Genomic DNA, 18,977 nt, shown 5'->3' with positions numbered 1-18,977 from the left:
CGGCACACTTGATCGCCTTAGCGGCCTGCGCGCCGTCACGCGGCGACAACGGCCCGCGTTGAGCGTAATTGTCGTGGCCGGTGTGGGCTCCCGCATTGAACGTTCGATTCGCTCCTTGCTCAACCAGCGTCAGGGCGAGACCGAGGTCTTAGTCGTCGTCACTCGGGGCTGCCCGACGGCGGAACGTGACGTCCTTCGTGAGCTGGCTTCTCGTAACCGCCGTGTCCGCGTAATCGCGGGAGGATTGACGACGGCGCTCGGCGCGGCCCGGGGCCGGATGCTGACGGTCGTTTCTGCAGCCGACGCCGCAGCCCGTGGCGGATATGCCGGGGTGCCCGCCGACGGTGCGGTCCACCTCGGGGCAGCCAGGCCGCTCAGCCAAGAGCCCGGTGCGCATGCGGTGGAGCCGCGCCGACTGTGCGGCATCATGTCCGCGCCCGCACTGCTGGATGGTTTCAATCCCGGCAGAGTGATCGCCCCCACCGGTACCTGGATCACGGCCGCGGCGGGGATCCGGGAGCAGTCCCCGCAGACGCTTGCTCGCGCCGCTGCACTGCGGATGGTCCTTGACGCGGAGCCGATTGTGATCGAGCCTCAGGATCTGATTCTTACCGCCAACGCCCCGGAGTCCTCCTGGCAGGCGTGTCTTGTGGCGCTGGTGAACGGTGTGGCCGCGGATCGCCGGACACTCGGTGGTCGGGACGAGTCCCTGCTCGGAGTCCTGCATTATCGCGCCATCCTCGATCTGGCTGCCGGAGTGCCGGACCAGCCCGATGATGCGGTGGAACGCCTGCGTGTCCTTGCCCGCAGTGGTCTTGTGGACGCACAGGCGCTTACACGGGCCGCCCTGCCGATTACCGACCGCCTATTGCTGTGGGTTCTGGCGCACGCCGACCAGGCCGACCTGCTCGAGGTGTTGGCGTCCCGTTACGAGGACACGCCTGCCGTCCCCCTGACTGCTGCGGCGGGCGGCCTGCGCGCCGATCCTCCTGTGCTTGAGCGGATCGCTCCCATTCCCGAGCAGGTCCGGGCCGTCACGGAGGCTGATCTGCACATCCGCCAGGTGCTGCGGGCATGCCGGTGGATTGGTGAGGACAGGCTCCAGCTGGAGGGCTGGGCGTATGTGCCGGGCCTGGATCCCGGCGCCCATCCCGCGCCTGAGCTAGTCCTAATAGACGCTGATGGCCGGGAGATTACCGGCGTCGACGTCGAGCGTCATGCAGCGCCGCTCGCGGATCTGGAGGCCGAGGACCCCTGGCGCAGTTACGCCGGTTCCGGTTACCGCGCAAGCCTCAGCCTGGCGGGCGTCCCGCCTGTCCCCATGCGGGTGCGGTTACGCCTCCGGGTAGCCGGCCGGCTGCTGGCGCAGCCGGTGCCGCCGCCACTGGGGGCGCGCCGCCCGCGCACGTCGGCCACGGGGTGGAGCGCCGCGGCCGACGGCGGGGCATTGGTTATTCGTCCCACGCGTCCGGAGCAGTTGCGATCCGGCGGGGGCAGGCTCCTTCCGGCCCGGGTGATCGTCGACCACGCCCGTCTGGACGGCGGACGGCTCCGAGTGGGAGGTTCCGGTCCCGTTCCCGCCGACCTGGCCATCACTGCCGCCTCCTCCAACGGAAGCTTCCCGTTCACGACGACCGTTGCCTCAGATACCTGGTCGGCGGAGTTGGACCTGGGGGACCCGAACCTGCCCTCCGGCGGCTTCGTCTTGCGCTGGTCCTCTGTGGGCGGCGAGGGGTGCTGTGTCACTGGTGCAGCCCTGGACGGGCCCCCGACCGAGCTGGCCGGGCGCGTACGCCGTGTGCGCCTGCGTCCCCAGGTGGACGGGGGTCTGGAATTGAGCATCATCGCGCCGGTTGACCCGCAGTACCGCTCCCGGTACGGCCAACACCTGTTGATCAAGGAGGAGTGGGGACCGCTTGTACCCGGGATCTTCTTCGAGACCTTCGGCGGCAAGTCCGCCGGCGACAATCCCGGTGCCATCCGCGACGAACTCATCGCCCGCGATACGCGTGCGCCGCTGTGGGTATCCGTGCGGGACGGGACGGTGACCGTGCCGGCCGGGGCCACGCCGATCGTCGTCGGCACCCCCGAGTGGTTCCGCGCCCTGCGCACCGCCCGCCTGCTTGTAGTCAATGACCACCTGCCCCACTGGTTCACCAAGCGCCCAGGGCAGGGCCTGCTGCAGACATGGCATGGCACGCCGATCAAGCGGCTGCTCAATGACGCCCCTCGCGCCTCCGTCACCTTGCCCTACCGGCGCCTGATGGCCCGCCAGGTACCCCAGTGGGACCTCCTGCTGGCGCAGTCCCCGGCCGCTGCGGCTGATCTTCGCCACGGGCTGGGGTACGTCGGGCAGGTATTAGTGGGCGAGCAGCCGCGCAACACCGGCCTCCTGGGCGGGCAGGCGCAGGCACGGCGAGTGCGTACACAACTGGGCATCGGCCCGGACGAACCCGTCATCCTGTACGCGCCGACCTGGCGGGAGGGACTGCGACGCCCCCACCAGGACGCTCTGGAACTCCTGGACGCCGGCGCCCTGGCCCGCGCTACCGGCGCCGTGGTGCTATTGCGCAGCCACCATATGAATACCCTGCGGGCGGAGGCCGACCGCGTGATCGGCGTGGGCCGCTACCCGAGCATCGAGGACCTTATGCTCGCCTCCGACCTGCTCATCACCGACTACTCCTCGGTGATATTCGACTGGGCCCTGACCGGCCGCCCGGCCCTACTGCACCTGCCGGACCTGGAGGCGTACCGGGATCGGGAGCGGGGCTTCTACCCGGACTGGCCGGCCGACTCGGGTTTGCCCGTCACCCGTACCCAGGCGCAGGTGCAGGCCCGCGCGGCCGAGCTGCTGGCCGCTGGTCCGGTGCCCGCGGTGGTGGATCCCGCACCTATTCGCGCAAGTCTGGACGCCGTGTGCGCCTGGATCGATACGGTGCTGCCGGGTGCGGTGCCGGCCCGCCCTGGCGAGGAGGAGCCTCATGAGTGACCTGTTCCGCATGGCCCGCAAGACCCTGTGGCATGCCCGCCACGGCGGAGTCGCCGGGGTCAGGGAGTTCCGGCGTAGGCGGCGGGCAAGCGCCTGGGCCCGGCCGTCCGGGCGCCGTCGCGTGCGCAAGGGGCAGGTCGCCTTCCCTGCCTGGGAGGTTCCCGCACCCGACGCCGCCCCGCCCCGCCACGACCTGACCGTCGGCGTGATTGCGGACGAGTTCACCGCCCTCGCACTCCAGTACGAGTGGCGGCCCGTAGTGCTGACCCCAGCCGAGTGGCGCGAGCAGATCGCCGCTGAGCCGATTGACCTGCTGTTCGTGGAATCCGCGTGGCACGGCAACGGGGATGCCTGGCGCTACCAGGTGATCGGCAGGAACGGGCCCTCCACCCACCTGCGGGAACTGGTTGCGCACGCCCGCGACGCCGGCATTCCCACGGTGTTTTGGAACAAGGAGGACCCCGCCCACTACGACGAGGCGATTGCAACCGCCCGCCTGTTCGACTGGGTGTTCACCACGGATGAGACTCTCCTGGACCGCTACCGCACCGAGCTGGGCCATGACCGCATCGGCGTGCTGCCCTTCGCCGCCCAACCCACCATCCACAACCCGGTGCGCCTGTGCGACGACGACGGCCGCCCCGTCCCGCTGCGGGATATCGCCTTCGCCGGCATGTACTTCGCCCACAAGTATCCCGAGCGGCGTAAGCAGATGGAGACGCTGCTGGGCGCCGCCGTGGACGCCGCCCCGAAGCTGAGCCGGGGCCTGGACATCTTCTCCCGCTACCTTGGCGCTGACGCGAACTACCAGTTCCCCGCCCCCTACGACGCCTATGTGCGCGGCTCGCTGAGTTACCCGGAGATGCTGTCCGCCTACCGCGGCTACAAGGTGTTCCTGAACGTCAACTCGGTGGTCTCCAGCCCATCCATGTTCGCTCGCCGGATCTTTGAGATCACCGCCTGCGGCACCCCGGTGGTGACCATGCCCTCGCCCGCTACCGGGCGTTTCCTGCCCGCCGGGACGCTCGCCGTCGTCGGCGACCGCGAGGAGGCCTACTGGGCGGAGCGGGCCCTGGTGAGCAATCCCGAACTGCGCGACCGCATGACCTACCTGGCGCAGCGGGAGATCTGGCTGCGGCACACCTACACCGCCCGCGTGGACCAGGTGCTGGAGGCGGTCGGCCTGGGGGAGCGGGCCTACCGCCGCCCCACCATCGCCCCGCTCGTATCAACGATTCGTCCCGAGCGTCTGGACGGCGTACTGGACACCCTCGCCCGCCAGCAGCACGTCGAGCTGCGGCCCATCATCCTCACCCACGGCTTTGAGGCACCGGACGCTGCCCGCGCCCGCGCCCGCGAGCTGGGCCTGGAGGTGGACTGGGTTGTGGGCGAGGCCACCGACTCGCTGGGGGCCAACTACAACCGCATGCTGGAGCGGGCGGAGACCGACTTCATCGCCAAACTGGATGATGACGACCTGTACGGCGACTACTACCTGTTCGAGTCCCTGGCCGCCGCCGACTACGCCCGCGCCGAGGTGGTGGGCAAGCACGCCCACTTCGTCCACCTGGAGGGTGAGAACGCCGTCGTCCTGCGCTTCCCCGAGTGGGAGCACCGCTACACGGCCTTCCTGTCCGGGCCCACGCTGGTGGCCACCACCCAGCTGGCGCGCCAGGTGGGCTTCCCGGACACCACCATCGGGGAGGACACCGGCTTCCTCAAGCGGGCGTCCACCGCCGGCGCCCGGATGTACTCCGCCTCGCGCTTCGGCTTCGTGCAGCGCCGCGGCGCCGGACCCGGCCACACCTGGGGCATCTCCTCCGCGGAGGTGCTGGCCACCGGCCGGATCTCCCACTGGGGCGCGCCAGGTGACGCGGAGATTCCCGGCTGGGATGCGTTGATCGGGGTGGAGAGTGACTAGCGCCCACTGCGGTTTCGGGGATTGTCACGTGAGGAACGTACGTGCCAGAATCGCACACATGGTAGAGGTCACGCCGCAGTCCCTTGGCCTCCGTATCCGTGAGGCGCGTACGCGTGCCGGCTTGAGCCAGCAGCATCTGGGCGAGCAGGTGGGACTTGAGCGGACGGCGGTCAACAAGATCGAGGCGGGCACGCGCAAGGTCTCCGCGCTTGAGCTCTCCGACATTGCCCGCGCGCTCCGCGTACGCATGGCCGCCTTTTTCGAGGAACCGGTTGCCGCGGTGGTAGCCCATCGCTCCTCCCAGGGGCTTGACACCGTGGACTCGCAGATTGACGCACTCCTCGCAGACCTCGCTGACGAGGTTCGGCTGATCCACTCGCTACGTCCCCTCACAGCGGCTGCCCCGACGGAGGCATGGGAGCGGCCCGATTCCGAGGAGAAGGCCGAGGCGATGGCGGCGAGGGCTCGGGGACTGCTCAACTATGGCCAGGACGAGCCAGCTCGTGCGATCCAGGACCACCTGGCCGCAATCGGCCTCCTTGTCTTTACGCAGCCCCTCGGCGCCGGCTGGACTGGATGCTTTCGCGCGGGCCTTCCTGCTTCCGCGCGAGGCTACAACGGAGCGATGGAATGAGATCGCAGAGCGGTCTGGGATGCGTACGGCGGCGGTCATCATCGGCAGCGAGTATCGGGTGGACATGTCAACTCTCGCACGTCGCCTGGGCGACCTGGGCGTCGTCTCTGCATCTGAGGCGGGGGATATCCGGGCCGTTCGGACCACCCAGGCAGACATGATCGAGTTCGACCTTCATCCCACCGAGGAGTTGGCCGGGACGACGCAGCCGCGTGCTTTCCAACGCGCGGTGCTCGAGCTCGTGCGCGAGGAGGAGATCAGCAGGGAGCGTGCGGCCGACCTTCTGTGGGGCCTGGTTGACGTGGAGGATCTCCCGGTACCGCCTACGAGGGAACGAACCGCGATCTGGGAGGACATCTCGTGAGCGATGCGGCGAAGGTGTATGCCTTCGACACCGGGAGGGTTATTCATCAGGAGCACCTTTGTTGAGGAACGGCATTGTCTTTCGTGACCGGGAGGGGATCCTCCACGGTGCTATGAGTCTGCGCGTGGTGGTCATTGTCGACGGCGGCGGGGACCTGGAGACCACACTCATCGGCCTTGCGGATGAGCGGATCAGCGACGTCGTGGTATGCGTGGGCTCCGGCGGTCCCACCCCGGCGGAGGCTGCGGCGCTCGCGGATCATGGCCTGGAGCCAGTGGTTGGGGAGACACCACTGGCTGCAGCGCGCCTGGTTCTTGCCGGCCTGCGCGGCATCAGGGTGCTGGTGCTGCGGGCCGGGGACGTGCCCGAGCCCGGGCTGATCGAGGAACTGCCGGTAGGCGGCCGTGCCAATGTGGTCATGGTGCCGCTCAAGCGAATGGTTGACGGCCATGTCTCCGACACCCACCCGCTGCGGGCTCGCTTTACCCACGGGGCCCGCGACTCCAACCTGCTGGAAGAGCCTCACCTGTTCACTCAGCGGCTGGGGGGCGCCATCATGGATGTGCCCGCGGGCGGCCTCCCGCCCTGGGACGAGGCCGACGCCGATGGCGCCACGCTGTTGATCCGCCTGCTTGCAAACACTGGCCAGCGGGTATGCCTGCACGATGGGCCGGGGATCATAGAGCGTCCCCGGCCGGAGGAGCCGCCGCCGCTGTCCACGCTGCCCGAGTACGTCCAGGTACTGGAGCGGGACGTTCCCGCCTGGTATGCCGCGGCGGAGGAGCAGGGCGGGCTCCCAGCCTGGGTGCATCAGCTGGTACTGGCACGCCTGATCGAGGTTACCGACGCCGACCGGGGCCTGCGCTTCGCCGCGCACACTATGAGCCAGGTCGAACGCGCACGCGTGGCCGAGCTGCTGGTCGGCGTGCTTGCACGTGTGCCCGCGACCCAGGCGGAGGCGTACTGCGCCACGCCGGTTGCTCTCAACCGGCTGGCGGCACTGCTTGCCGCCACCGGTGCCCGCCTGCCCGAGCCCGTCCTGCCATCGGAGCGCCCTTTCCGGGCCGACCGCCAGGTGTCATACTTCTTCACCGGCTCCCTGCCTAGAGAGCAGTGGTACGTCGACGGCGAGCCGGTTGAGCCGACGAGCGCGAAGATCGTCGACCACACCTACTTTGATCACGTACTCGTCTACGAGCGGCTCGTCTGGCTTCCCAAGGGGACCTTGACCGCCGTAATCGACGACCGCGAGGTCACCCCCGCGCCATACCGGGGTATACGGCGCCCGCCCGCGCCCTCGCCGGCCTCGGCAGTAAGGGCGCGGCGAGCCCTAACGCGGAGGCTACGGGCGCTGCGACGTCGCATGGCCCGGCTGACCGGCCGCCGCAGCGGCACGGTACCGGAGCGCACTCGGGCGGATGGGGGAATGCCACGGGTGGACGCGCCGGCGGTGACGCCGTCGGACGCTCCCCGCACCTGGCTGTACATGGACCGCCACGACTCGGCCGGGGACAACGCCGAGCCCCTGTACCGCTACGTGCGCGAGCACGCGTCGGGTATCCGTCATGTGTTCGTCATCGATCGCCGCTGCGCTGACTGGGACCGGCTGGAAGCGGACGGTTTTGAGCTGGTCTGTCCGGGAACGGCTGCATTTGAGACGGCCTGGGCGCAGGCTGACACGCTGCTGCTAGCTGACGTCGGCGACCCCGTCATAGCCGCACGCCTGATGGGATCGGGAACGCGCAGGGACCAACGGGTGGTGTTCCTACAACACGGCGTGACCATGCGTCACATGTGGAGGTGGTTCAACACCCGCCGTATTGACGTGCTTATCACCGCCCACCAGGCCGAGTACACCGCGATCACCGCCGACCACAGCCCCTACTTGCTCACCGACCGGGAGGTGTGGCTGACCGGTTTCCCACGCCATGACGCCATGCACGCTCTTCTTGGGCGCAAGCGCGATCGGGTGGTGCTGGCACCTACCTGGAGTCCGTGGCTTTCGAGGACACTGGACAATGACCCAGGACGCACCGACCTGCTCGCCGGCTTCTACGCGCGCTGGCTCCAACTTGCCGAGGCCGTGAGAGAGTCCGGGTTAGATGTTGTGTTGTTCGTGCACCCCAAGCTTGCCCTGACTACGCCTGAATGGTTCAGGAGCCTGGCCGTGCCCACCACCACGGGCACGGACGTGCCCGAGCAGTTGTCCCGGGCCTGGGCCGTGATCTCGGACCGCTCCTCGATCCTGGATGATGCGATGCTGCTCGGAGCCGTGGCGATCGTTTGGAGTCCGGACGGCACCGCCGATGCCGACGCCTACCGCCGCATGCATGTGGCGGCCGGAGCGGTCTCGGCCGAGAGTATCGGGCAGGCGCTTGCCGCCGCGCTGGACGCGCGCGACGGAAGACTTCAACCAGCATCGGAGCTGATCATCCCGGATGCGGCGGCGCGCGAACGGATCCTGTCCCAACTGCTGAAGGAGAGGATCTAATGGCGTTGATTCGTCGCCTCCGGATTGATAGTTGCCCAACCGTGTCACTGGTGGTCGCGGTGTATGGGGTGGCCGAGTACCTGCCGGACTTCCTTGCCTCGTTGGAGGCACAGGATTACCCCCATGACCGCTTGGAAGTTGTGCTTGTTCTGGACGGCGTGGTGGACCAGAGCCCCTCAATCTGCAGGGACTGGGCTGATCGAACAGACCTGCGTACCCAGGTCATCGAGACCGACAACGGCGGTCAGGGGCGGGCCAGGAATCTCGGTCTGGCGCGGGCCGCAGGAGAGTGGATAGGCTTCCCCGACCCCGACGACGAACTCGTACCCGCCTTCATCTCAACTTTGATGGCTGCGCGGGATGCTGACGTGGGTATGCTGATTGGACGTACCCTTGTCCGTCAACGCGGCGTTTCCTACCCGCATCCGTTGGACTTCAGGTTTCGGCGGGGGGTCAAGGGCACTGATGCGAAGTTGTCCCCGGACGTCGTACAGCTGTCTACCCACGAAGTGTTGATCCGAGGTGACCTAGCTCGGCGGTGCAGGTTTCCAGAGGATCGGGACGCGCCAACCTTCGAGGACGGCATGTTCATCGGTATGGTGCGTGTGCTGAACTCGCGCTGTGTGGTGGTTCCTAAGGCCGTCTACTACTACAACAAGCGCACAGCCGGAGACTCGGCGGTACAGACTGCTTGGGGGCGGCCCGGACGGTACCTTCAACAGTTCACCGAGCGCTACCTGCCTTACCTGGAGCTGACCGGAGGTGCTCCATGGGCGCAGCAGACCGTCCTGTATGACCTGGGCTGGTACTTCGGCGTCGTTGACCGGGGGGAAGTCCCCGGCATGCCGGGCGTCGCTGAGCGGCACGAGCTGCTGATGCGGTGCCTGGCTAAGCGGATCGATGCCGAGTTGATCCAGCGCGCACCGTGGCCCCATCTGAGTGCGGACGCGCGTGCGCGCATGCTGCTGTGGAAAGGTAGGGAAGCGGTTGCCGTCATCGGAGCGGGCCGGGTAACGAGCCTTTACAGTCGAGCTCCCCTGACCGGCTCTCCCACGCCGGCGAAGTACTGGGGGCGGGAGTGCGGCTACGTGGTGTACGACGAAGCCGCTGAACGAGCCTATGAACCCGCGCGGTGCGCACGACTGACGGAGCAGGCTCGGCAGCCATATGTTTATAATGGGGCCGCGACTGGTGCTGTTTTGTGATCCTCTCGGCGTACCTGAGGCAGGAGAGCCAGGAAAGACGCGGCTAGAATCGCTTCATTCGCGTTTCCGTGCCTGCAGCATTCTGGCGTGCGCCCGACCGGAGCGCGACTCTCCAACACCCATACCGAGGATCCATGAAGCGCGTTATAACCTATGGCACTTACGACCTGCTGCACTACGGACATATCGAGTTGCTCCGTCGCGCGAAGGCGCTCGGCGACTACCTGGTGGTGGTGCTGTCCTCGGATGAGTTCAACGCCGGGAAAGGTAAGAAAGCCTATTTCTCATACAACGAGCGTCGCCGAATGCTTGAGGCGATTCGCTATGTGGATCTAGTTGTTCCCGAATACACTTGGGAGCAGAAAGTCGACGACGTGAGGAAGTACGACATCGACGTGTTCGTCATGGGGGATGACTGGAAGGGCAAGTTCGACGAGCAGCTTGCAGGCCTATGCGAAGTGGTCTATCTCCCACGCACGCCGGAGATCTCCACAACCCAGATCAAGAACGACATGCAGCAACGCAGCTGATTACTCCGAGTATCATCAATAATGAAGAGCGAGATTCTCAATAAGATCGGGATTGTCGAAGAACGGCTCGGGATGACGGCCCAAGCTGTGAGCACGCATCGCGCTGCCGGGAAGGGCACTCCGAACAAGAGTTACGCACGCGCGATTCGCATCTTGGTGGAACAAGAGCGATATGAGGAAGCGATAAGCGTCGCCGAGGAATGGACAGACGCAGCGCCTGAATCTGGAGCCGCATGGAACCGACTTGGTTTTCTCATGCATCGCATGAAGCGCTATGAAGACGCGATAGCGGCTTACACTAGGTCGATCGCTGCAGGAGGAGAGACGAAGGAGCAAGCGGTATATCGACGCGGTCAGTGTCGTTTCGCGATTCGAGATGATGATAGCGGCCGCGCGGACATGTGGGAGGTCGCCGAGGTTCCCGAGTTTAGCGAAAAAGCTATTCAATACCTCTATGAAAATCTAGCTCATCGTGGGGGAAACCTTGCTGATCTGCGCAAGTGCCTATATGTCGCTGTGCGACTCTTCCCGAAGTCGCAAAAGTACAGGTGGAAGCTGGCTGAACTAGAGTCATCACTGTCGAATTGGGTGCGCGCGGCGGAAATTCTCCAAGGGCTAGTTGATGATAATGTCGCCGGATATCGCGCAAGATTTCTGCTCGGCTCGTGCTACGAGAAAATAGGTCGACTTGCCGATGCAGACGCAACGTATCAGAGTGCTGTTAAGTACGTTAAGCCGGAAAACAAGAAGTACGGCCTCGGCTCGGTATTTGTCTCCGAGCGTCGATGGGATGCGGCAGCGCGTGCGCTGCGCGCTGAGGTTGAGAAGAAACCGGCGCTTGCTCGCGACGCCGAGTTTCTTTATCAGCTCGGCATCGCGCTAGAGAACTGCTTCTTGTGGAGTGAAGCGTCACGTGCTTACGCGATGTCGGTTCAGATTGCTCCGAAGAGACAGTACACCACATTTCGTCTGGCTGCTTGCCTCGAACGTCGGCAGGACTTTAGGGCTGCCTATGATACATATCTTGCGGCGGCAACCGTCGGGCGCCGAGACAATTCTCACGGCATGTTCCATGCAGCAAGAATGGCGCTTATGCAGAACAATCGCGAGGCAGCTGTAGCTTGCTTCCTGGCGTGCGCCGAGCGTAAGAAATGGCCCGAAGTGGATCTCGACAACAAATCGTCTTCGACATATCGACCGGCTATTCCTGATGACATGATTCGCGGAGCTAGTAGTTCTTGTCGTCCGAGTGCACTGGTTGCTGAGGAACGTCGTAGTGTCATTAGGGAACTGCTTAGTCGTGGTGACTTCGAGCAAGCCCTCACGGTCGCCGAATACCAGTTTGCGGCCGGTGAAAACCTCGACCCCGAAGACGCGTGGATCCTTGGCTGGCTCCTTCTGAAGTCTAGAGCCGATGTAGATCGCGCGATCTTGGTGTTCTCTCGAATGCACCCGTCAGTGACTCCCTACGTTGACGCAGCGCGTTACTCAAATGACACGTTTAAGCGATTCCTTCAGGGATACGTTGAGGATATGCAAACGCTTCCGATCGACGACAAGACAATTTTGTATGAAGTTGGTCATGGCTCAAGCATCTCTTGCAACCCGCGCGCGATTTTTCATGCGGCTCTGTCGTCAGAGCGGACCAGGAATTTCACTCATGTTTGGGTCGTCAACGATGATACAAACTTACCCGCGGATGTTCTCGGATTGAGGAATGTTGTTCTCGTGCGCCGCGAGACACCACTCTATTTCCGTTACCTCGCAACTGCGAAATACCTCGTTAATAATACGTCATTTGGAAGTTATTTCATTAGACGCGACGGGCAGAAATATCTCAATACTTGGCATGGCACACCGCTCAAGGCGATGGGAAAGGCGATTTCAAACGAATTTCTTGGATACGGTAACATTGCAAGAAACATGCTTCAATGTACCGAGCTCGCGGTTGGAAATCAGTGGACCGCAGACGTGTTGCTTAAGGAAGATGACGTAGAGCGTATTTTCCCGGGGAGGATTGTGCTGGATGGTACTCCCCGGATCGACAATATTTTCAAGGATGAGGGTGCGCAAGCGGATGTGTCAGCCGTCATCACCGATGGGACGCAGCGGCCTTTGCTTGCTTACGTTCCGACTTGGAGAGGGCAGATCAATGCGGGAGGCGAGATCGAGTTTGATCCTATAGTGGAAATCGAAGCACTCGAGGCCTTTGAACGTGCCGGTTACCAGGTAGTCTATTCGGCTCACAGATTCGTCCGTGAATTGGCTAAGGGGACAGCTTTGGAACGCTTCATGGTCCCTCTCGATGTCGATCTGTATGACCTCCTCGCGGTCGCTGACGTGCTAGTTACAGACTATTCGTCCGTGTACTTTGACTACCTCGTTAGGGATCGCCCGATAGTCTTCTACTGCTACGATCTTGAGTCTTACACGTCCGAGCGTGGCATGTACGACGTCCCGATGCCTGGACCCGTGCACACAACTTTGGAAGACACCGTAGGATCGCTTGCGCGGATTTTGGAAGGGGAGGACGACTGGCAGGATGCGAGGAGGAGCGCTAGTCTGGCTTTTGTAAACCGAGAGGATGGACATGCATCTGAGCGGCTCCTCGAAACACTTCTCGCTCCGTCTACTCAGATACCGGAACGGCGTAGAGGTAGAACAATGGTGCTGCGTGCCTCGTGCATTCCGAATGGTATAACCGCTTCGCTGCGATCGTTGTGTGCCGCATTCATAGAAGAGAACGGACCTGGAAGTGCGACGGTTCTTGTTGATCGTAGCAGCCTCACGACTGAGAGTTCCCGCGCCGATCAGCTGAGAATATTTCCTGATGGTGTGTCGGTTTTGCCGCGTAGTGGTGGGCTTACGCTGACACCGGTGGAGCAGTATGTCAACCAGCTCGAGTTCGACGGATGGGTGCGTCTCGTGGAAGAACAGGTATCTGTGGTCCGCGGTGCCTACGCGCGCGAGTTCCGGAGGATGTTTGGCGGCGCCAGGTTTGATGCATCGATTGACTTCGACGGTTATTCGAGGTTTTGGGCGCGTATAATGGCTGGAGCGCCTGAGGGAACGCGGACCGGGATTTTCCTACATAGTGAAATGGACGCGGAACGACGCGAGAAGCATGTCGAGTTGTCGAGGGTAACTCGACTGTACGATGATTTTGATGTTGCGGTTTCAGTATCTGAGTCAGCAGAGCGCGCAAATTGCGAAGCGTTCCCTGCGCTGCGTGTGGGGAGTCGCTCGATTTCGGTTAACAACCTTGTGGATGCGCATCGTATCGATGGGCTTGCCCGTGAGGCTCTCCCCGAGAAGCTAGTCGATTTTTTGACTGGGCACGACGGTTATGTCGTCGCAGTTGGTAGGCTTTCGCCGGAGAAGGGGTATGACAGGTTGATACGTGGCTTCGCGCGCGTTGAGTGCCGGAATAATCTTGGCCTGGTGATTGTTGGGGATGGTCCTTCTCGAGCCGTTGTTGAGAACGAGATACATGGGGCTGGATTAAATGGCGACGTTCTAATGCTCGGCTTCCTGGAGAACCCTTACCCTGTTATCGCGCGCTCGGCAGGTCTCTGTCTGTTTTCCCGTTGGGAAGGACAGGGAATAGCGTTGCTTGAAGGGATGTATCTCCGCGTGCCAGTGGCGGCAACTGACATTCCTGGCCCTAGGAGCATCATTGAGGCGTTTGGTGGACTTCTTGTCCCGAGCACCGATGCGGGTGTCGCAGAGGGAGTCCGCGCACTGGTTTCGCGTGAGGTCGAGCCGTCTGCCATAGATGTTCATGCTTATAACGGGGAGGCGTTTCGGAAGTTCCGTGAGGCCTTTTTCCCCGGGGTGTCATGAGGCTTTCGGGCGGGCGTTATATTGTTTCCATTTGGGGATTGCGTGTAGCGGCTGGGTGTTCTCGCGTCGGAACGATGGTCGATAATGCGGTTTCGAGTTTCGGCCTCGTCCAGCCGCGTCGGGTCCGCTAGCGATTTTGGTCCTTCTTGCGGAGTAGCGCGTGATGACGACGAGAAAGTGCCTGTATGGTGCGGTTACTAATATGCGTGCCTTGGTGAGCGTTTGTAGATGTCGGGATCGGCGATGACAGGTTCCCGTGCCGCCCACTTGTCGCGGCAGCGGGCCAGGATCTCGTCAGCCTTGGCGAACTCATTCTTGGTGATGTTCCAGGACCACCAGCGGTAGTCGTGGGCAATTTCTGGGCCCGGGCCGTCGCCGATAATCTCGCCCTCCATCAGCCAAATCGCCCGCGAACACATCTCCTCGATCGTCTGCGCCGCGTGGCTCACGATGAACACGGTGCCCGCAGCCTTGCGCAGCTCTGCCATCTTGCGCTCGCTGCGCTCCTTAAAAGCCGCGTCGCCCGTGCTTAGCGCCTCATCGATCAAGAGAATGTCTGGGTTCGCCGCGGCGGCGATCGCGAACCGGAGGCGTGAGGCCATACCCGAGGAGTAGGTCTTCATCGGACGGTAGATGGCCTTGCCGATGCCGGCCAACTCCACCACCTCCGGCAGCAGTTCGTGGGCCTGCGCTTTCGACAATCCCATGGCCAGACAGCCAAGGATGACGTTCCGCTCCCCGGGAAGGTCAGGCACCAGGGCCGCATTCACACCTAACAGCACCGGGGTTGACCGGGCCATGACCGTGCCGCTTAACGGCGTCTCCAGACCAGCGATAATCCGCAGCAGTGTGGACTTACCCGAGCCGTTGCGGCCGAGGATACCGATCGACTCACCGGCCCGTGCCACCAGGGACACCCCCTTGAGTGCGTCCACGGTCACCTTCGGCCGCTGTCCGGTGAGTCGTAGCAAGGCACGCGTGGTTGGTGAGACGGCGCGCATGACGGCGGCATCACTGGAAGGGGAGCGATAGCGCACGCGCACGCTCCGAACAACGACGGTCGGATCGGTCATCACCGAATCTTCCCTCGCCTCAGCGCTCCACTCCATAGTCCACCTCCTTGACCCAGAAGAACACGAATCCTAGAACCATGGTGCCAAGCGACCAGGCGGCCAACAATGCCCATGAACGCCCATTGGGTACGGCGCCGTACAAGATGCAGTCGCGGTACATGGTGAGGATCAGATACCCGGGATTCACATCCATGAAGGAAAGCATGGTCGGATGGTTTACGAAGCGCTCATAGGAGAAGAAGACGCCCGAACCGTAGAACCAGAACTGGGTCAGGAACGGCCAAATATTGCGCATGTCCGGCAACAGTGCAGTGATACGTGCGGCGAAGAACGTCAATCCCAGCCCGAATATGAACTGCAGCAGGAAGATGGGGAACACCAGCGCCCAGTGCCAGGTGGGCAGCGCATGCGGCGGCAAGATCATCACCAGCAGCAAAACCGCCACCAACGGCGGCAGCGTGTCGATCGCTGAACGCAAAGTGTAGGAGATCGGCAGAACAGCGCGAGGGAAGGAGAAACCCCGGATCATATTCCGGCCGTTCCTGATGACCTGGCTGCCCCCCGTGATCGCCCGCTGCAGGGGTGGGAAGAGCGTCACGCCGACGATCAGATAGCCGATGAAGTTATCGATCCCCCGGGACGTCTGCAGCAAAATGCCGAAGATGACGAAGAACACGAGGGAGTCCAGCATCGGCTTAACGATCAACCATGCATTACCGAGCAGAGTTCCGCGTTGAGACCCCAGTGCCTTAGCCCGGGCGTCGGCCCAGATGAAGTGCCGACGCTGCCACAGTTGTCCAACGTACTCCCCGAGTCGCGGGCGTCGGCCCACGGGGGAGAGCTCCTGGAGCTGCTGCGCGGAGACCACATGGGAACTACGCACGTACTCGTCGTACGCGCGGTCGAGCCACGTCATGGAGAATGACTCCTGCGGCTGCGCGTTCATATAAGCTCCTCATACAGTGCGGCGTAGAGGCCGCCGTTACGACTCCATGTGGGCAGACCGGCGGGAACACCGGGGCGAGTCCCATTCTGCCCGCTAGCTACCGCATTCCTTGGGTGCCCGGCCGCGGTGCTCATGGCCGTGGCCAAGGCCACGACGTCCTCCGCGGGGAAAACGGCGCCTTCCCCCCGGGCAGCCACCTCCCGCAGGGCCGGCAGATCGGACACCAGCACCGGTCGCCCCAGCGCCATGGCAGTGAAGGGCTTGATCGGTGTCACCGATCGGCACACCGGTGTGTCCTTCCTGGGCACACAGAACAGGTCCAGCGCCTGATACCAGGCCAGAGCCTCATCCTGCGGCACCCGTCCCGGCAACACACACACCTGCGGCCCCAGGCCGAGCTCGGCTGCGTGCGCTTCCAACCCCGGTCGACTCACGCCGTCGCCCACCAGCAGGCAGCGCACATCCACACCGTTCGCACGACACCGGGCCACCGCCTCCAACAGCACGTCAAAGCCCTCATAGTCCACCAGGGAGGAGACAGAACCTACCCAGAAGCCATCGCGCGGCAGCCCCAGCCCGGCTCGCGCCTGCGCCGCGCCCACCTCGGGCGCCTCCAACACCGCATCATCCACGGCGTTAGAAATGATCCTGATGCGCTCGGCCGGTACGCCACGCTCAATCAGGTCCTCACGTTGCACCTGCGACAGGACCACCACCGCATCGGCCGCCAGCGCCATCTCCGTCTCCTTGGCGCGCAGTAGGCGGAACCGTTCCGATTCCAGGGCTTCCGCCTGCTGGTCGGCCGGGCGGGAGGCCACCCACGTCTGCTCCAACACGCCGCGCATCTCATACACCCACGCCAGCCCGTATGACCGGGCCACGGCCCGCGTGACCAAAGCGTTCTGGAAGTTCGTGGTCGTGTGCAGCACCTGCGGGCGGAATGCCTCCACCTCGCGCGCCAGCAGGCGGGTCATCTGCACCAGCCGCGCCGCCGGCGTCGGCGCCAACCGGGTCGGCAGCAGTCTGCGATATTCGATCCCGTCCACTACGTCCTCCCTGGCCGCGCCGACCATCCCCACCGTCACCGGATAACCGATCCGGGTGACCGCCCGTACCTGGGTGCCCGCAGCGCGTTGAGCCCGCAGCACCGCGTGCGAGCGCACCGCATAGCCCGACTGGGTGCGCGGGAAGGAATTGGTCAACACGTGCAACACGCGTACGGGGCCGTCGGTTCGCCGAACCGACCAGGCGGGGGAGGGGATGACCGGCGGGAGCGTGAAACCCGGACTCATCACCGCCAGCTGTGAACGCAGCCGTGCCCGCTGTGCCTGCGCCCGGTGCACGCCGTCGAGCATCCCAATCGCCTGTTGCAAGTGCCCCCGAGACCACAACTGGCGAGCAAGCACTACCGGCGGCTGGGCGGCGGCGTCTGGGAGGACCCGGCCGAGTTGGACCGCCAACTCAGCCGCCAGATGTCGGCCCACCACAGTGCGCGGCTCGACCTGTGCCAGCACCTGGCCCGCCTGGGCATGCCGGTCGGCGAGGAACTCGCCCAGAGCCAAACGCACCGAGCCAGTCCCTGCTCTGGCGCTGATGGTCCGCGCCAGGTGTCTGCGCACTCCGGGCGGCAGCCGCCTGGCCGCCTGCACTGCCAGCAGCAGCGGATCCTCCCCCAGATGTTGGGCGGCGGTAGCCGCCAGCAAAGACAGGTTCCGCAAGCGTTGAACCTCAAACATCCGCGACCTCCTCCAGTAGCGACTCGTAGCGGGACACTAGGGATGCCTGGTCTGCATGCGTCTCCAGCCAGCCCGCGCCACCGGTGGCGGAAAGTCGGCTGCGATCGGCGGCCAGCCCCGCCCATAACCCCGCCAGCGCCTGCGGATCCTGGGGAGAGACGACGTCGCCGGCTCCGGATGCGCGCAGGATTGCGGCAGCCTCACCCGCCACTGCGCCGCTGATGTGCCGCCCGGTGGCCATGACCTCATACAGTTTGGACGGAATCGTCAGCGACATCGCTGGCCAGTCCTGCAAGGACACCAACACCGTATCCGCCCACGTGTACTGTTCGCCCACCCGCTGGGCTGGGATGGGAGTCAACACCTGCACCGGGGCATTCAGCCGCACCGCCTCCTCGCGTACTGCCGCGACCTGCGCTCCCTCGCCGACGATCCGCAGCACAACTGGTGCTCCCCGCCGGGCGGCCAGGGCCGCGGCCCGCACCGCGCCGACCATCCCCTGGGCCCGGCCCACCGTGCCCAGATACAGCACATGCAGGGCGCCGTCCTCCCGCGACGCCGGTACTGGCGGAGGCGGCACCGCCAGTGTGGGTGAGGTGTTCCGCACCGTGACCACCCGCCCCAGGCCGCGCTCGCGTAGCACCGCGGCGAAGGACTCCGTGGTAGTGACCACGGCGTCGGCGTCGCGCTCCAACCGGGTGATGACCGGCGGAAGGGCCCCGCGCATGGCCTTCGCGACTCGACGCCGCAGACCGGGCCCGTCCCCGCCGGCCCAGCTGGAGGCCGAGTCCAGAATATCCGGCCAGGCATCGCGTAACTCGGCCACCACCGGTCGGTGCAGCGCCCGCCCCAGCGCTAGAGCGGCCGGCAGCGTCGGCAATCCCGGAACGGAGCCGACGACGACGTCGGGCCGCCGTGATCCGGTGAAGCGCCGCAACCCCAAACGCAGGGAGTCGGCCGCCGCCACCGCCTGATCAGCGCCCCGACCGCCCAGACCCGCGTCGTAAGGGCGGAAGGCGGTGCGATGGATCATCGCCCCGGTAGCGTCCCGGCAGGCCGCACCCGGGCCGTGACGTGGATCGGCGTCGAGCAGGCGCCCGGATGGGTAGTGCGGGGGCGGGGCCAGCACCGCCAGCTCATGCCCTCGCTCTACCAGACCACTGGCGAGCCACCGCCAACGCTTCTGCGGCGCGCCCGTCTCCGGCGCCCAGTAGTGAGTCAGCAGCAGGATTCTCATTGCTC

The 18,977-nt window shown here is 64.6% G+C and carries 12 protein-coding genes; 8 read left to right on the top strand and 4 right to left on the bottom strand.

Annotated features, from left to right (window positions below; all coding sequences use genetic code 11):
• Positions 1 to 58 precede the first annotated feature (58 nt).
• From CWT10_RS11730 to CWT10_RS11700, 8 genes are all read left to right on the top strand, one after another.
• Positions 59 to 2,992 (top strand): CDP-glycerol glycerophosphotransferase family protein, encoded by a 2,934-nt coding sequence (locus tag CWT10_RS11730; RefSeq protein WP_158247694.1) that lies wholly within the window; start codon positions 59 to 61, stop codon positions 2,990 to 2,992.
• Positions 2,985 to 4,913, top strand: a complete 1,929-nt coding sequence (locus CWT10_RS11725) for a CgeB family protein (protein ID WP_233188342.1) — start codon at positions 2,985 to 2,987, stop codon at positions 4,911 to 4,913. The genes CWT10_RS11730 and CWT10_RS11725 overlap by 8 nt, the downstream gene beginning before the upstream one ends.
• 58 nt (positions 4,914 to 4,971) lie before the next feature.
• Positions 4,972 to 5,547, top strand: coding sequence for a helix-turn-helix domain-containing protein (locus CWT10_RS17070; protein WP_199176386.1), 576 nt, complete (start codon positions 4,972 to 4,974; stop codon positions 5,545 to 5,547).
• Positions 5,548 to 5,611: 64 nt separating this feature from the next.
• Positions 5,612 to 5,911: a hypothetical protein gene (locus tag CWT10_RS17065; protein ID WP_199176387.1), complete on the top strand. Its 300-nt coding sequence runs from the start codon at positions 5,612 to 5,614 to the stop codon at positions 5,909 to 5,911.
• Positions 5,912 to 5,972: 61 nt separating this feature from the next.
• The gene (locus CWT10_RS11715; RefSeq protein ID WP_128683464.1) at positions 5,973 to 8,402 is read left to right on the top strand and encodes a CDP-glycerol glycerophosphotransferase family protein; all 2,430 of its coding nucleotides are present in this window, start codon (positions 5,973 to 5,975) and stop codon (positions 8,400 to 8,402) included.
• Positions 8,403 to 8,443: 41 nt separating this feature from the next.
• On the top strand, positions 8,444 to 9,607 hold the full coding sequence (locus tag CWT10_RS11710) for a glycosyltransferase family 2 protein (RefSeq protein ID WP_233188344.1): 1,164 nt from the start codon (positions 8,444 to 8,446) through the stop codon (positions 9,605 to 9,607).
• A 134-nt stretch (positions 9,608 to 9,741) separates the two neighbouring features.
• A complete protein-coding gene (gene tagD / locus CWT10_RS11705) occupies positions 9,742 to 10,137 on the top strand; it encodes a glycerol-3-phosphate cytidylyltransferase (RefSeq protein WP_103064109.1) in 396 nt (131 codons plus the stop codon).
• Positions 10,138 to 10,158: 21 nt separating this feature from the next.
• The gene (locus CWT10_RS11700; protein WP_103064110.1) at positions 10,159 to 13,980 is read left to right on the top strand and encodes a CDP-glycerol glycerophosphotransferase family protein; all 3,822 of its coding nucleotides are present in this window, start codon (positions 10,159 to 10,161) and stop codon (positions 13,978 to 13,980) included.
• Positions 13,981 to 14,177: 197 nt separating this feature from the next.
• Here CWT10_RS11700 and CWT10_RS11695 read toward each other — a convergent pair whose 3' ends face one another.
• From CWT10_RS11695 to CWT10_RS11680, 4 genes are read right to left on the bottom strand one after another with little or no spacing between them, the layout of a single operon-like run.
• Positions 14,178 to 15,089 (bottom strand): ABC transporter ATP-binding protein, encoded by a 912-nt coding sequence (locus CWT10_RS11695; RefSeq protein ID WP_103064111.1) that lies wholly within the window; start codon positions 15,087 to 15,089, stop codon positions 14,178 to 14,180.
• Positions 15,073 to 15,999: an ABC transporter permease gene (locus CWT10_RS11690; RefSeq protein WP_233188345.1), complete on the bottom strand. Its 927-nt coding sequence runs from the start codon at positions 15,997 to 15,999 to the stop codon at positions 15,073 to 15,075. Before CWT10_RS11690 ends, CWT10_RS11695 begins: the two co-directional genes overlap by 17 nt.
• The gene (locus tag CWT10_RS11685; RefSeq protein ID WP_128683462.1) at positions 15,996 to 17,735 is read right to left on the bottom strand and encodes a glycosyltransferase; all 1,740 of its coding nucleotides are present in this window, start codon (positions 17,733 to 17,735) and stop codon (positions 15,996 to 15,998) included. Before CWT10_RS11685 ends, CWT10_RS11690 begins: the two co-directional genes overlap by 4 nt.
• The gene (locus CWT10_RS11680; protein WP_103064113.1) at positions 17,728 to 18,972 is read right to left on the bottom strand and encodes a glycosyltransferase family 4 protein; all 1,245 of its coding nucleotides are present in this window, start codon (positions 18,970 to 18,972) and stop codon (positions 17,728 to 17,730) included. Before CWT10_RS11680 ends, CWT10_RS11685 begins: the two co-directional genes overlap by 8 nt.
• Positions 18,973 to 18,977 lie beyond the last annotated feature (5 nt).

The organism is Actinomyces qiguomingii (assembly GCF_004102025.1).
Taxonomy (GTDB): domain Bacteria; phylum Actinomycetota; class Actinomycetes; order Actinomycetales; family Actinomycetaceae; genus Actinomyces; species Actinomyces qiguomingii.
Note: the sequence above shows the minus strand (reverse complement) of the source record. Positions and strands in the feature narration are given on the sequence as shown.

What these genes read in the sequence shown, in the direction of transcription:
- CWT10_RS17065 (WP_199176387.1), top strand. Translation starts at nt 5,612, where the DNA reads ATGTCAACTCTCGCACGTCGCCTGGGCGACCTGGGCGTCGTCTCTGCA.
- CWT10_RS11690 (WP_233188345.1), bottom strand. Translation starts at nt 15,999, where the DNA reads ATGAACGCGCAGCCGCAGGAGTCATTCTCCATGACGTGGCTCGACCGC.
- CWT10_RS11725 (WP_233188342.1), top strand. Translation starts at nt 2,985, where the DNA reads ATGAGTGACCTGTTCCGCATGGCCCGCAAGACCCTGTGGCATGCCCGC.
- CWT10_RS11685 (WP_128683462.1), bottom strand. Translation starts at nt 17,735, where the DNA reads ATGTTTGAGGTTCAACGCTTGCGGAACCTGTCTTTGCTGGCGGCTACC.
- tagD (WP_103064109.1), top strand. Translation starts at nt 9,742, where the DNA reads ATGAAGCGCGTTATAACCTATGGCACTTACGACCTGCTGCACTACGGA.
- CWT10_RS11680 (WP_103064113.1), bottom strand. Translation starts at nt 18,972, where the DNA reads ATGAGAATCCTGCTGCTGACTCACTACTGGGCGCCGGAGACGGGCGCG.
- CWT10_RS11700 (WP_103064110.1), top strand. Translation starts at nt 10,159, where the DNA reads ATGAAGAGCGAGATTCTCAATAAGATCGGGATTGTCGAAGAACGGCTC.
- CWT10_RS11695 (WP_103064111.1), bottom strand. Translation starts at nt 15,089, where the DNA reads ATGGAGTGGAGCGCTGAGGCGAGGGAAGATTCGGTGATGACCGATCCG.
- CWT10_RS17070 (WP_199176386.1), top strand. Translation starts at nt 4,972, where the DNA reads ATGGTAGAGGTCACGCCGCAGTCCCTTGGCCTCCGTATCCGTGAGGCG.